This window comes from Tellurirhabdus bombi (assembly GCF_021484805.1).
Taxonomy (GTDB): domain Bacteria; phylum Bacteroidota; class Bacteroidia; order Cytophagales; family Spirosomataceae; genus Tellurirhabdus; species Tellurirhabdus bombi.
In genome coordinates, this window is the sequence record NZ_CP090557.1 from 2,377,856 (window position 1) to 2,393,582 (window position 15,727).

Below are 15,727 nucleotides of genomic sequence, written 5' to 3' on the forward strand. Positions count from 1 at the left end.
TTATTTAATTAGTTCAGAATCTGAGTAAGGAAAGAATGACTAATTATATTTGCCTAGATTGTCTTCAGCTACTTGATAAAGAGAAAGATAAGCGTAATTACGAGAATTCCTTGTTTTTATGTGTTAGAAGGTAACACAGCGTTAAAAAAACCGGAAAGGGTCTAATTATCATACAACGTAATCCCGGCGTTACCAGCATTGGTTTTGATTGCCAGAAAACAACTAAAAGAATGGCTTTTTCTTCTGAACATGAACTAGATAAAGATGGGTACAATCCTTTGTTTATACATCAACTGGTTGAACAGGTTATTCCGGAGCATTATCACCGGACGGCCCTTGTGTTCGGAGAAAAGTCTGTAACTTATAAAGAATTAAACGATAAAGCGAACGGCCTTAGCCAGGCTATTCTTCACCATCGGCCCGACGCTGAGTTAATTGGGGTAAGCACATCGCGCAGCCTGGAAATGGTGATTAGCGTGCTGGCCATCCTTAAAGCTGGTAAGGCCTACCTGCCGCTTGATCCGAAATACCCCGCTGCCCGCTTGCAGGAATTAATTTCCGACTCCCGGGTGGATCTCTGCCTCACACGCTCCGAAGAAGTGTCCCTTTTCGAAAAGGTGGACCTCGCCGTGTTGGCTTCCGACGACAATTTTAACTATACCGGTTATACGGGGAAAACGGTTGATAAACAATTCGATACAGGGTATGTGCTGTATACGTCAGGTTCTACCGGAAAGCCCAAAGGGGTTAGCATGGGCCACCGTCCGCTGGTCAATCTTTTGCGGTGGCAGCGTAAGCACTCGAGAGCTGGCGTTGGAACCCGGACCCTACACTTCGCTCCGCTGAGCTTTGACGCTTCGTTTCTGGAGTTTTTCGATACCTTCCTATCGGGCGGTACGCTGGTGTTGATCAAGGAAGAGTTGCGGCTGGACCTGGCCAACCTTCTTCATTTTATTGACAAAAATTCAGTTAATCGGCTGTATGTCCCTTTTGTGGCGCTTCAGTATCTGGCGGAAGCAGCCGTGAGTGCGCAGCGGTTCCCGGCTTGTTTAGAGGAAATCATGACGGCGGGGGAACAACTAAAAATTACTCCTCAGCTAATTGCCTTTTTCTCGGCTTTGCCGGATTGCATTTTATATAACCAGTATGGGCCTACCGAGTGCCACGTTGTAACTCAACTAACGCTGGAAGGTGACCCTAACGATTGGCCACTGCTGCCAACCATCGGGATACCGATCGATAACACAACCATTTACATTACCGACGAAAACCTGAACCCGTTGCCAGCGGGCGAGATTGGCGAGCTTTGCGTTGCGGGCGACAGTCTGGCAGATGGCTATCTGCACAAGCCTGAGCTAACGGCGGAGAAGTTTGTGCATTGGACAAGCCCCGAAGGCGAGCCAACTCGAATTTATCGAACGGGTGATCTGGCCCGTTACCTGCCCGACGGGAATATTGAGTTCTTAGGTCGCAAAGACGATCAGGTAAAAATTCGGGGATACCGCATTGAGTTGGGCGAGATTGAAGTGATTCTCAATGCGTTCAATGGCGTAAAACAGGCGGTTGTGGTGGCACGCGAGCGGGGAGGCGAAAAGCAACTGGTGGCGTATCTGGTTTCGGATAACCAGCACAAAGACAGCCTGGCCGTGCGGAAGGAATTGGAGCAGAAAGTCCCGGATTACATGATCCCGTCGGCTTTTGTCTGGATGGACGATTTTCCGAAAACCAGCAGCGGGAAAGTGGATAAAAAGGCCCTGCCGGCTCCCGAAGCAAAACGGGCTGACCTGGGGACGATCTACCGAAAACCAGTAACTGAGCCGGAGAAAAACCTGGCTGAAATCTGGATCGACCTGCTCGGAATCGATAAGGTAGGTTTAGACGACAACTTTTTTGAATTAGGTGGAAATTCGTTGCTGGCCCAAAAAACAGTGGCCGCGCTGAAAAGCCGGTTTAATTACATACTACCCATCACCAAACTGTACCAGTACCCCACTGTAACGGGCATTGCGCAGTATTTAACCCAAAAAAGTGCATTACCCAGCCACCATACACAACGAAATCGTCAGAAAGCAAAAGGCGATGACGTTGCTGTGATTAGCATGGCGGGACGTTTTCCGGGGGCCAATTCGATTGAAGAATTGTGGGAGTTGCTCAAGGAAGGCCGGGAAACAACCCGGTTTTTTGCAGATGATGAACTCGATCCATCGGTTCCGGATGCGGTAAAAAATGATCCGACTTATGTAAAAGCCAGAGGCATTATCGCAGATGCTGATCAATTCGATTATGCCTTTTTCGGCCTGAATCCCAAGCTGGCTGAGTTGATGGACCCGCAGCAGCGCATCTTTCTGGAAATCGCCTGGGAAGCCTTGGAGCAAACAGGCTACGTCCCTCAGACCTATAGCGGGTCTATTGGCGTTTATGCGGGTTGCGGAAATAATACGTATTACTTGAATAACGTTCTGCAAAACCCACAATTGGTTGATCAGATTGGTGGTTTTCAGGTATCGACGCTGAATGAGAAAGATTACATCGCTTCCCGTACTGCGTACCAGTTGAACCTGAGAGGGCCAGCGGTCAGCGTTTATTCGGCTTGTTCGACGTCTCTACTGGCTATCGCGCAGGCGGTAGAAAGCATTCGAAATGGCCAATGTGACCTAGCGTTGGCGGGTGGAGCCAGCATCACAGCTCCGATCAACAGCGGCTATCTGTATCAGGACGGTGCGATGCTGAGCGGCGATGGACATTGCCGCTCATTCGATGCTGAAGCGCAGGGCACTGTTTTTAGCGATGGTGCCGGAGTGGTGTTGTTAAAAAGCCTGGAAGCTGCCAAGCGGGATGGCGACGTTATTTATGCCGTCATCAAAGGCGTTGGGGTAAACAACGATGGGGGAGGCAAAGGCAGTTTTACCGCTCCTAACGCGGAAGGGCAGGCCGGGGCGATTGTTCATGCGCTGACCGACGCCCAGATCGATCCGGCAACGATCCAGTATGTAGAAGCGCATGGCACGGCAACTCCCCTGGGTGATCCCATCGAAATGGAAGGCCTGACGATGGCTTTTGGCGAACAGGCGCGAAAGCAGTTTTGCGCCATCGGTTCCATCAAAAGCAACATGGGCCACCTGACGCAGGCGGCGGGCGTGGCCGGTCTGATTAAAACGGCATTGGTCTTGCATCACAGGCAAATTCCGGCCTCGCTGGGCTTTAAGAAACCCAATCCGGCCATTGATTTTGCCAATAGTCCATTCTACGTAAATACGCAGCTAAGCGACTGGCTGTCAGAATCAGTTCGTCGCGCAGGGGTAAGTTCGTTTGGTGTTGGCGGTACCAATGTGCACGTCGTTTTGGAAGAATACGAAAATGCAGAGCCAGCCTCATGGCCAGGGCGGCCTTTGCAGCTATTTACCTGGTCGGCTAGAACCGAAGCGAGTCGGGAGGCATACGCCCATGCCTTAGCGGAATATGTCCGAAAAAATAACCCTCGTAACCTAGCGGATATTGCCTATACACTGCAAACCAACCGGGCTGATTTCAATGAGCGCCGATTTGTGATAGCGGCGGATGAAACGGAATTGATCGCTAATTTACTAACCGATACCACCGCTTTATCGACCGCAAAAAAACTCACCGAAAGCCCGGGTGAGGTTGTCTTTTTATTTCCGGGTCAGGGTTCGCAGTACCTCAATATGGGACGCGATCTGTACGAAAACGAAGCCGTCTATCGGCAGGCCGTTGACGAGTGTGCACGTTTGTTACTCAATCAGCAGTCGCCAGACATCCGCTTTGTGCTTTATCCCGAAGTTAGTGGTTTGGCGGCAGAAGAGCAGCTTAAAAACACGCGCTATACGCAACCCGCTTTGTTCGTTACAGAATATGCACTGACCAAATTATGGATGAGTTGGGGCGTTGAACCAACTGTTTTCTGTGGCCATAGCATCGGCGAATTTGTGGCGGCTCACCTGGCGGGAGTCTTTACCTTACCGGATGCGCTAAAGCTCATTGCAACGCGCGCCCGGATGGTGAGCGATCTGCCTGAAGGAAGCATGTTGTCGGTTCGGTTGGAAGCCCGTCGATTATTGGCGATATTACCCGAAACCCTGTCCATAGCGGCCATCAACAGCCCTAATTTATGTGTGGTAGCGGGGCCAGACGAAGCCATTAGCGCTTTTGTTAAAACCTTGGCTGCTTCGGGCGTTCCCAATCGGGTTTTGCTGACCAGCCACGCTTTTCATTCCGCCATGATGGATTCCATCGTTGCCGATTTTGAAGCCGTTGTTCGGCAAGTACCGCTAAAACGTCCGCAAAAGCCGATTGTTTCAACCGTTAGTGGTGATTGGTTAACCGATGCTCAGGCTACTGATCCGAGCTACTGGGCCAAACACCTTCGAATGACTGTTCGCTTTTCCGATGCGCTGGAAACGATTTTCGGCCAGGATAATCCACTTCTGTTGGAAGTAGGGCCAGGAACGGTAACATCAACGCTCGCCCGGCAGCAGACAGGAAGCCGTCCGGCAACCATATTAGCCAGTTTGGAAAATACAAAGGGCCATCAGACCGAATACCAGTCTATTCTGAAAGCTCTGGGACATCTCTGGTTGGCGGGTGTAAGGCCTGACTGGCAGAAATTTTACGAAAACCAGCAGCGGATTAAACTAAAGCTGCCCACCTATTCATTCGACAAAAAACGTTGCTGGGTGGAGCCAGCGCCCAAAACTGTCCAGATCGAATCTGTACCTTTGTCCGTTAAACCGGAAGCTTCCGTCCAATTAGCCGTTGAAAGTCCATTTGAAAACAGTGTTATGAGAAAAGGGAATCTGATCAATAAAATCAAGGAAATACTGGAAAATGCATCCGGGATTGAGATGGATCGGGTCACTCCTGACATGAGTTTTCTAGAAATAGGTCTGGATTCACTGCTGATTACCCAGCTTGCCCTGACATTCAAAAAAGAGTTTGGCCTGCCGATTACGTTCCGGCAGCTAAACGAAGAATACGCAACGCTCGATTTACTGGCCGACTACCTCGACCAGCATTTACCTGCCGAAGCGTACCAGCCAGCACCAGTTCCTGCGCCGCAAGCGCCGCCTGTTCAGCTGGTTGTTAGTCATTCTGGAGCAGCTGATTTGATGCCGCAAGGTGACCTTGCCGTGCAGCCGGGTGGTAATCTGGCGCTGAGTCTGATTGCGCAACAACTGGAACTCCTATCGAAGCAAATTACGCTGATTCAAGGGCAGGGAATAGCTCAAAGCACACCTGGGGCCATGCTTTCTGTACCAGCCGCACCGACAATACAACACGCCCCGGCACCAGCAATGTCGATGGGTCCAACATCCGCAAACGGAAAGCCGAATCTACCCAAAGTGGCTGATTTGACGCCGGAAGAAGCGATTGAAATTAAAAAGCCATTCGGAGCTACCGCCCGCATCGAGCGTCAATCGACGGATTTAAGTCCAAAACAGCACCAGTTTATTCAGGAACTGACGCAACGATATAACCAGAAAACTAGCGCGAGCAAAAACTACGCGCAGGAGCATCGGGAGCACATGGCTGACCCCCGGGTTGTGTCGGGCTTCAGGCCGCTGACCAAAGAATTAGTTTATCCGCTGGTAGTCAACAAGTCGAAGGGAAGTCGGCTGTGGGATATGGATGGCAATGAATACATTGACGTACTGAGTGGCTTCGGTTCCAACCTGTTCGGCTACCAGCCGGACTTCATCAAAGATGCCCTGCACGATCAGGTAGAAAAAGGCTTTGAAGTAGGGCCGCAGCACGATCTGGCGGGCGATGTAAGCAAACTAATCTGCGAGTTCACAAATTTTGATCGGGCGGCCTTGTGTAATACCGGTTCAGAAGCGGTGCTGGGAACCATGCGCATTGCCCGCACGGTAACGGGGCGTTCGCTGATTGTGGCTTTTTCGGGCTCTTATCACGGCATTGTGGATGAGGTGATTGTGCGGGGAACGAAGAAATTGAAGTCTTTCCCGGCGGCTCCGGGCATTATGCCAGAAGCCGTACAAAACATGCTGATTCTGGATTATGGAACCGAAGAATCGCTAACCATTATTCGGGAAAGGGCGCACGAGTTAGCCGCCGTCTTAGTGGAGCCGGTGCAAAGTCGTCGGCCTGAATTTCGCCCGGTTGACTTCCTGAAAAAAGTCCGCGAAATCACGGAAGCGTCGGGAACGGCCCTGATTTTCGACGAAGTTATTACCGGATTTCGCATGCATCCCGGTGGAGCCCAGGCGCTCTTCGGAATCGACGCCGATCTGGCGTCGTATGGCAAAGTGATTGGCGGAGGTCTGTCCATCGGCGCCATTGCGGGCAAGAAAAGCTTCATGGACGCGCTGGATGGCGGTTTTTGGCAGTACGGTGACGCATCATTTCCCGAAGTAGGGGTGACCTATTTTGCGGGTACATTCGTTCGTCATCCGCTCGCTCTGGCAGCCAGCAAGGCGTCTCTGGAACACATGAAAGCACAGGGGCCGGAACTGCAAAAAAGCCTTACCCGAAAAGCCGAAAGACTAGCCGATGCCCTGAACGCTGATTTTGAGCGCCGCCAGTTGCCTTTCTTTATTGCACAATTTGGCTCGCTCTGGAAGCTTAAAATGAACAAAGAGATTCCGTACAGTGAGTTATTGTTTACTTTGCTGCGCGAAAAAGGAATTCATATTTGGGACGGCTTTCCTTGCTTTATGACCGAAGCACATACCGTCGACGAAATCGACTTTGTGATCAGCTCATTCATCAAAAGTGTGGATGAAATGATAGAGGTTGGTTTTTTCGAAGCCAAACCGGTTCGCGAAGCGCCCGCCAAGGCTCAGTTGATCCCGAACAAACCGCCAGTAGAAGGAGCTCGGTTGGGAAGAGATGCAGCGGGCAATCCGGCCTGGTTTATTGTAAATCCCGATCAGCCCGGTAAATATTTGAAGGTTGAGATAAAATAGACAACAATGGTTGATACGTATCCTAAACTTACACTCACAGAAGTTGATTTTGATCCTTTTGCGGGTCCGGAAATGGTACGTTTAACACCAACCATTGAGCCACAACTGGAAATCTGGACTTCCTGTATTTTGGGCGGCGATGACGCTAACAGGGCTTATAATGAGTCTGTTACAATTCGTCTTAAAGGACTTTTGAATAGGTTTGCTCTGGAACAGGCTTTTCAGTCGCTTATTCAACGACACGAGGCGCTCCGCTCCGCGTTCAGTGCGGACGGCCAGCAACTCTGTATTTTTAAAGACCTATTTCTGCCCATTGCGTTTCAGGATATTTCGGCTAAAGTTGCTTCGAAGAAAGAGCAATTGATTCAGAATTATGTCATGCAGGATGCCTTGCATGTGTTCGATTTGCAAAATGGCCCTTTGTGCAAGGCTGGCTTGAGCAAACTGTCGGAAGAAGAACATCATTTTGTCCTGACGGTACACCACATCGTTGCTGATGGCTGGTCGTTGGGGCTGATGCTGCAAGATTTGAGCGCCTTTTATTCGGCTTACGCAAAGGGAATTTTCCCCAATTTGCCCGAAGCCGAGCAAATCAGTGCCTACGCCCAGGAGCAGATTCAGTTTGCCCAAAGCGAAGAATACCAGCACATTGAGGCATTTTGGTTGAAGCAATACCAGGATGCGGTGCCCGAATTGAGTTTACCCACCGATTTTGCGCGACCTCACTTACGCACTTTCAAAAGCAAGCGCCTTGATTTTGTGTTGGACAAAGAGTTGGCGCAGGCCATAAAAAAGGTTGGTGTAAAAGCCGGTTGTAGCTTTGTGACAACGCTTGTGGCCGCGTTTGAGGTATTTTTGCAGCGCTTGACGGGCCAGGAAGACATTATTGTGGGGTTGCCCACGGCGGGGCAATCGGCCACGGGAAATTACCGTTTGGTGGGTCATTGTGTGAATTTGCTGCCGCTACGGAGCAAGGCCCAAAAGAATTTACGTTTTCTCGATTTTCTAAAGCAGCGCAAAAGCGAAATTTTCGACGCCTATGAGCACCAGCAACTTACGTTCGGACGCCTGCTTAAAAAATTGCCGTTAACCCGGAATGCCTCGCGGGTGCCGATGGTGCCGGTGGTGTTCAACATTGATATGGGTTTAGGCGATGGCGTTGCCTTTTACGGGCTGGAACACGCGCTGATCAGTAACCCCAGAGAGTACGAAAACTTTGACCTGTTTTTAAATATCAACGGGGCTGAGCAGGCCCCGGTTCTGGAGTGGTCATACAACACGCAGTTGTTCAAAGCCAGCACCATCAGTCGGATGATGGATAGCTTCGAGGCGGTACTCCGGGCGATTGTAACTGACCCGTTGGTCATTCTCGAAGCGATTGAGTTTACGGATCAGGTTGAACTGTTTGAAAAATTAGACGAATGGAATAAGACGCAGGCTAGTTACCCAAAAAATACGCCTGTTCACCAGTTAATTGCCCAGACAGCAGCTCGTTATCCCGATAAAACGGCCTTGGTTTTTAAAGACAAGTCGATGAGTTATCAGGAGCTAAACACCAGGGCGAATCAACTAGCGCACTACCTTTTGGCAGAAGGCGTGGAGGTTGGTGATGTGATTGGGCTGGTGCTGGATCGTTCGCCGGAGCTGCTTATCGCGCTGCTGGCCATTCTGAAAGCGGGGGCCGCTTACGTTCCGCTAGACCCGGACTATCCGCAAGACCGCATCGCGTTCATGATGGAGGATTCGGGCGCTAAAATGCTGCTTACTTCCAAAAAATACCAGGGTCGGTTGGAAAGCCGGGCTACTGAAGTTTTAGTTGAAAATATCCTGTCTGAAACAAAAGAAGATACGCCAAAAAATCCGAATCGGGTCGTGGCGGGCCATGATCTGGCTTACATTCTGTACACTTCCGGTTCGACAGGGAAGCCCAAAGGCGTCTTGATTGAACACCGAAATTTGGTTAATCTGCTGCACAGCATGATTTCCATGCCGGGAATTAGCAAGGAAGATCGCTTGCTGGCCGTAACGACTGTTTCGTTTGACATCGCAGGACTGGAACTTTATTTGCCTTTGCTCGTTGGCGCTACGGTTGTTCTGGCCGATGCTGAAACAGCTAAAGACGGTCGCGCTCTGGTGCAAGCCATTGACGAACAGCAAATTTCGATTATGCAGGCCACGCCCGTAACCTGGAAAATGATGCTGGCGGCGGGCTGGGAGCAGAAGTTGCCGGTAAAGGTGCTGTGCTGCGGGGAACCCATGTCGAAGGATTTGGCGGAAAAGCTGACCGCCCGCTGTGAATCGCTCTGGAACATGTACGGGCCTACCGAAACGACGATTTATTCGACCGGGAAGCAGATTTTGCGGGAAGATGAAATCATCACCATTGGCCGACCCATCCACAACACGCAGGTGTACATCCTGGATGAACAGGAAAAACCTTTGCTGGAAGGCGTCGTTGGCGAAATCTACATTGCGGGCGATGGCGTGGCGCGGGGGTACCTGAACCGCCCTGAGCTGAATGAACAGAAATTTGTTAAGAACCCGTTTGGCACCGGACTCATGTACCGCACGGGTGATCTGGGTAAGTTCACCGCCACGGGCGAAATTCACTGCCTGGGCCGAATCGACCAGCAGATCAAAGTTCGTGGATATCGCATCGAGCCGGGCGAAATTGAACATTTACTAGTCACCAAAGGAAACGCCAAAGAAGCCGTTGTACTAGCTCGGGAAGACCGGCCCGGGGATCAGCGTTTAGTGGCTTATGTCGTCAGTAAAAAAGCACTCGCAGAAGTGGAGTTCAAGGCGGAAGCGGCTACTTGGAAAGCGCAACTAAGAGAAGCATTGCCCAGTTACATGGTCCCTTCTGATTTTGTGAATCTGGCGAAGCTGCCGGTAACGCCAAACGGCAAGGTAGATCGGAACGCACTGCCCAAGCCAACGTCTGGAAACCAGTCTAATTCCCTTGAAAAAGCGGTTCCATTGACCGAAATGGAAAAGCTGGTAAAAGCCATCTGGGTAGAGGAATTAGGGAAAGATGGGATTGATATTCAGGATGATTTCTTCGAATTGGGTGGGCATTCCATGATTGCGGTTCAGGTGATGGCCCGCCTGGAGAAAGCAACGAAAAAGCGCCTGCCCTTATCCACTTTGTTTGAATATTCGACCATTCAGAAACTAGCCTCGCTGCTTAGCGTCGAGGAACAAAAAACGCAGTACAAATCACTGGTGCCCATTAAACCATCGGGTAGCAAAACGCCTATTTATCTCGTTCATGGGAACGGCCTGAATGTATTGACCTTCTATGGATTAGCCAACCAAATGGAAGCTGATCAGCCCGTTTACGGCCTACAGGCCAAAGGATTGGATGGAACGGATGAACCGCTGGAAACGATTGAAGCGATTGCCGCTTTTTACAATAGCGAAATAATTCGCCAGAATCCGGCGGGTCCGTATGCGCTGGCTGGTTACTCGTTTGGGGGCTACGTGGCGATGGAAATGGCCCAGCAACTGAAAAAAATGGGTAAAGAAGTAAAAATGCTGGCCATGTTCGATACAAACGCCAACGAAGTAAATACCCAAAGTTCGCCCATCGGAAAATTGAATAAAAAGATTGTCCGGCAGTTTTACAAAATGCTCTGGATATCTAAATCGTTCAGTGAAGATCCTTCGTCAACGATCAAATACCAGCAGGATTACTTTGAGCGCCAGTTTAAAAATCTGTTGGAATCGGCGGGCATCAAGGCGGAAGCGAAGCCGGAAGGAGAGAGCATTTTCAGCTTCATGGACAGCCTGATTGAAAAGTACAACGCTGCCCTGCGTAACTATAAAATGGTGCCCTACGATGGCGTAATTGATCTGTTTCGGGCGCAGGAACGGCCTTACTTCGTCGATGATTTTGAATACCTTGGCTGGAAAGAGTACGCGTTGCAAGGCGTTCGTATTCACGAGGTTCCGGGCGATCACAGTGTGATGTTGCAGCCACCCAACGACAAAGAATTTGCCCGAATTTTACAGGATGCGCTGGATAATAGCTGAGGCTGCATGAAATTCATCACTGTGTTCTGTCAGGTACTGCCAGCGATTAATTGGGAACCGTTTCGCCCATACACCGATAGCGATGAACTAGTGCTTTTCCGCGTGCAACTTTCTCGCTTCGTTCCCCTGATTTCTGCTTTGCAACCGCTTTTGCGGGACGAAGAAATCGCGCGCGCACAACGGTATCACCAGGATGCGGACAGGCAACGGTTTGTTATTTCCCGAGGCGTGCTAAGAGTCCTTCTGGGAATGCACACTGGCCAGCCCCACAAGGAAATTCAGTTGGTAGTTGGGGCTAACCAAAAACCGATGCTTAGGGATTTTCCAGCCGTGCATTACAGCGTATCACATTCGGGCGATTGGATCTTAATGGCGCTGGCTAAGCATAGTGTGGGCGTGGACATCGAAAAAATAAATCCTTCGTTTGTTTTTCAGGAGGTAGTCACCCATAGTTTTGGCCTGGAAGAACAGCAGGCAATCGAAGCAAGCGCGGACCCTGCGGGGGCATTTTACCAACTCTGGACACGAAAAGAAGCACTAGTGAAGGCGACGGGCAAGGGCATTGATGATGATTTCGCCCAAATTCCCTCGCTGGAGGGCGAGCATAGCCTAGCTGGTGATTTACTGGGTTCAACCAGCGATTTGTGCGTGAGTACCTGCCTGGTTGCCACAGACTATGCGGCGGCGCTGGCGTATCCTACCGCCATCCAGTCATCCCGCTTTCGGTTTTGTACCGTTGAGGAGAGTATAGTCTCTCATTAATAAGGCATAAAAAATGCCGCCCTGTTTCAAGGCGGCATTTTTTATGGGAAACAAAGTGGCTTACGCTAACTTCGTTTTCAGGTTTTGATCCAGTGCTTCCAGGAAGTCTTCTGTGTTCAGGTAGTGCTCACCTGCCACCAGTTTCGTGCCGGCTGGATACGCAGAAAGGGCCAAATCTTTGGTCATTTTGCCGCTTTCTACCGTTTCGATACAAACTTGCTCCAGCGCTTGGCAGAAGTCGATCAGGGGCTGGTTTTCGTCCAGTTTACCCCGGAAAGCCAGACCACGCGTCCAGGCAAAAATCGAAGCGATTGGGTTCGTCGACGTTGGGTTACCTTTCTGGTGCTCGCGGTAGTGGCGCGTAACGGTTCCGTGGGCCGCTTCGGCTTCCATCGTTTTGCCGTCTGGCGTAACCAGTACCGACGTCATCAGACCGAGTGAACCAAAGCCTTGAGCAACTGTATCCGACTGAACGTCACCATCATAGTTTTTGCACGCCCATACGAAGTTACCTTCCCATTTCAGCGCTGAAGCCACCATGTCGTCAATCAGACGGTGTTCGTAATGGACTCCTTTGGCTTTGAATTCGTTTTCGTAGATCTCCTGGAAAATATCTTTGAAACGACCGTCGTATTTTTTCAGGATCGTGTTTTTCGTCGAGAGGTACAACGGCCAGCCTTTTTGCAGCGCCATGTTGAAACAAGCCTGCGCAAAACCGCGAATTGACTCGTCCACGTTATACATACCCATCGCTACACCCGCTCCTTTGAACTGGTATACCTCGTATTCCTGAACGGTTCCGTCTTCGCCTTCAAACTTCATCGTCAGCTTGCCTTTGCCCGGTACGATAAAGTCAGTAGCACGGTACTGGTCACCAAAAGCGTGCCGACCCACGATGATCGGAGCCGACCAGTTTGTAACTAGACGAGGAACATTGTTGATAACGATGGGCTCGCGGAAAACCGTACCATCCAGAATGTTCCGGATTGTACCGTTTGGCGATTTCCACATTTGCTTCAGGTTGAATTCTTTCACGCGATCTTCATCAGGCGTGATCGTCGCGCATTTAATACCGACACCATATTCTCGAATGGCATTGGCAGCATCAACTGTTACCTGGTCATTCGTCTCATCACGGTATTCAACGCCAAGGTCATAATATTTAATATCAACGTCGATGTAGGGGAGAATCAACTTGTCTTTAATGAACTTCCAAATGATTCGGGTCATTTCGTCGCCATCCAGCTCAACAACTGGATTCGCCACTTTAATTTTCGCCATTGTGTGTTAGTTATCAATCGGTGAAACAATACGGGAAATTAAAGGCAAAGGTAGCCAAGAATGGCGTTTCAGGAAAACGAAAGCGGATTATTAGGAAAGAAGGACGAAATTTTTAGGATATAGTCATTTAATAAACAACCTATCGCCGATGAAAAAGAATGGCTTATGCGCGCTACTCCTTATATTTAGCAAGTCAATAAACTAATGTTAGTATAAAATTTGGTTATTCGATGAAAAAATTTACAAAAATCTTGCTTTGCCTGATTGTGGTCCCCACGTTGGTTTTGGCGCAATCAAAAAAGCCAAAAGCCGGGAATAAGCTGGACAATACCCGACTAGAAAAACTAAAACGAGAAGCCCTGGCTGAAGTAGATAAGCGCAAAGACCTGGCGCAGCAGATCAACGACATGCTTTTTAGTTTTTCGGAGCTGGGCTTTCAGGAGGAAGAAACGTTCAAATACCTGACCACGCTGCTGGAAAAGGAAGGCTTTAAAGTCGAAAAAGGAATTTCCAACATGCCAACCGCCTGGATTGCGACCTGGGGGAGTGGCAAGCCGGTTATTGCGATCGGCTCCGATGTCGACTGTATTCCCAAAGCCAGCCAAAAACCGGGCGTTGCCTACCATGACCCGTTGGTAGAAGGCGCACCGGGTCACGGCGAAGGGCACAATTCCGGGCAGGCGCTCAACATTGTGTCGGCGCTGGTGGTCAAGCAGATCATGGAACGCGAGAAATTGTCAGGAACGCTAATGTTATGGCCGGGCGTGGCGGAAGAACTCGTGGGAGCAAAGGCGTTTTATGTGCGTGACGGCTACTTTAAAGATGTGGATGCCTGTATTTTTACCCACGTTGGCAACAACCTGGCCGTGTCGCATGGTGATGCGGGGAACAACGGTCTGGTATCGGTAAAATTCAACTTTGAAGGGCAGGCGGCCCACGCGGCGGGGGCTCCCTGGCGGGGTAAAAGCGCGTTGGACGCCGTGGAGTTGATGAACATTGGCTGGAATTTCCGCCGTGAACACCTCGAGCTGACCCAGCGCTCCCACTACGTCATTTCGGACGGCGGCGACCAGCCCAATGTCGTACCTTCTAAAGCAGCGGTCTGGTATTATTTCCGCGAACGCTCGTACCCAAAAATCAAAAAGCTCTACGAAACCGGCGTCAAAATTGCGGAAGGTGCCGCCCTGATGACCGACACGAAATTTACGTACGAAATTCTGGGTTCAGCCTGGCCGGGGCATTTCAACCGACCCATTGCCGAAGCCATGAATGAGAACATTCTGAAGGTAGGCTTGCCGACCTGGTCGGAAGAAGACCAGATGCTGGCCAAAGCATCGCAGAAAGAATTGCAGGCGCCGAAAGTGGAAGGGCTGGCCATGAAACTCGATTCGCTAAAACCGTCTACGGCACCGACCGTGATGATGGGAGGGCAGGCCATGACGTCGATGGGCGGTGGCTCCGACGACATTGCTGACATATCGTGGTCGCTGCCAACGGTGGTTTTGCGGTACCCGTCGAATATTCCGGGGCTGCCGGGGCACCACTGGTCCAACGCCATTTCGATGGCGACGCCCATTGCGCACAAAGGCGTGGTTGCTGGTGCCAAAGTGGAAGCCATGACCCTTCTGGATATGCTGATGAAGCCTGAAATCATCAAAAATGCCTGGGATTATTACAAAAATGAGCAGACTAAAGACATTAAATATACGCCGCTCATCTCTCCAAAAGAGGTTCCCGCTGTTTACCTGAACAAGGAGATCATGACGAAATACAAGCCGGAACTGAAGAAATATTACTACGATCCGACAAAGTATAAAACGTATCTGGAGCAGCTAGGCATCAAATACCCAACGCTACGTGAAGACCAGAAGGCAGAGCTGGCCAAAGAGAAGGAAAAGGAAAAAAACACTAAAGGGAAGTAGTTCAAAACGCCAACGCCGCAATTGCTGCGGCGTTGGCGTTTTAAATAATCATGATGGGATTTTATCAGTCATTTTACCCGATTTTTTCAGGTAACGTACCAGAAGGTAGATCAACAGCAACAAAGGCAGGATGATCGCCAGGGCCGTGTTGCGTACCGCAGGATCATTGCTGGTAACTTCATCGTATTTCAGCAAAATGATGAGCGTGATCCCCGTAAGCCAGACAAACTGGGTGTTGTATTCTTTCAAAATCCAGCGCCGCCAGTTAAAGTGCATGCCCGAAAATGTATTTCCCAAACCACTCAAGCTCGGAAACCAGCGGTGAACGCGTTGGCAATAAGCATCGAAAGAAGGACCAAATTTGCCCCGCAGAAAGTTTTCTTCCGCCAGTACAATGGCCTGGTAGATGAATAAAAACAAAGGAATAAAGACACCGACATACAGCAGCGAATTTGCCAAAACGCCCACGCCCGCCAGCATCAGGATATTACCAACATACAACGGATTGCGGCAATGGTTGAAAATTCCTTCCGTTACCAGATGATCGGCGTATACTTTTTTATCGCGTCCACCCCGCACAATGTAGGCCAGCCCAATGGTTGCACCCCGAACGAGCTGCCCCGTAACGGTGATGAGCAAACCCAGAGCGATCGGCCAGATGTAATACGTAGGACCAAAATTGGCGGCGGAAAAAAGGGGCGGGGAAGGAATGAACAGGGCTAAGTAAAGAAAGATGAATAATACGTTTCGGTACTTAAAGAAAAAATTACCAATTGGAATCATGAA

At 50.1% G+C, this 15,727-nt stretch carries 6 protein-coding genes; 4 read left to right on the forward strand and 2 right to left on the reverse strand.

Annotated features, from left to right (window positions below; translation table 11 throughout):
* Positions 1-230: 230 nt before the first annotated feature.
* The 3 genes from L0Y31_RS10080 to L0Y31_RS10090 are packed head-to-tail and all read left to right on the forward strand — an operon-like array spanning position 231 to position 11,738.
* Positions 231-6,941, forward strand: a complete 6,711-nt coding sequence (locus L0Y31_RS10080) for a polyketide synthase (RefSeq protein ID WP_234737001.1) — start codon at positions 231-233, stop codon at positions 6,939-6,941.
* 6 nt (positions 6,942-6,947) lie between these two features.
* Positions 6,948-10,976: a non-ribosomal peptide synthetase gene (locus L0Y31_RS10085; RefSeq protein WP_234737002.1), complete on the forward strand. Its 4,029-nt coding sequence runs from the start codon at positions 6,948-6,950 to the stop codon at positions 10,974-10,976.
* A gap of 6 nt (positions 10,977-10,982) precedes the next feature.
* The gene (locus tag L0Y31_RS10090; RefSeq protein ID WP_234737003.1) at positions 10,983-11,738 is read left to right on the forward strand and encodes a 4'-phosphopantetheinyl transferase family protein; all 756 of its coding nucleotides are present in this window, start codon (positions 10,983-10,985) and stop codon (positions 11,736-11,738) included.
* Positions 11,739-11,798: 60 nt separating this feature from the next.
* On the opposite strand, the gene L0Y31_RS10095 is transcribed toward L0Y31_RS10090, so the two are convergent.
* On the reverse strand, positions 11,799-13,019 hold the full coding sequence (locus tag L0Y31_RS10095; protein WP_234737004.1) for an NADP-dependent isocitrate dehydrogenase: 1,221 nt from the start codon (positions 13,017-13,019) through the stop codon (positions 11,799-11,801).
* A gap of 230 nt (positions 13,020-13,249) precedes the next feature.
* On the opposite strand from L0Y31_RS10095, the gene L0Y31_RS10100 reads away from it, so the two are divergent.
* Positions 13,250-14,941: an amidohydrolase gene (locus L0Y31_RS10100; RefSeq protein WP_234737005.1), complete on the forward strand. Its 1,692-nt coding sequence runs from the start codon at positions 13,250-13,252 to the stop codon at positions 14,939-14,941.
* Positions 14,942-14,989: 48 nt separating this feature from the next.
* On the opposite strand, the gene L0Y31_RS10105 is transcribed toward L0Y31_RS10100, so the two are convergent.
* Positions 14,990-15,724: a methyltransferase family protein gene (locus L0Y31_RS10105; RefSeq protein ID WP_234737006.1), complete on the reverse strand. Its 735-nt coding sequence runs from the start codon at positions 15,722-15,724 to the stop codon at positions 14,990-14,992.
* Positions 15,725-15,727 lie beyond the last annotated feature (3 nt).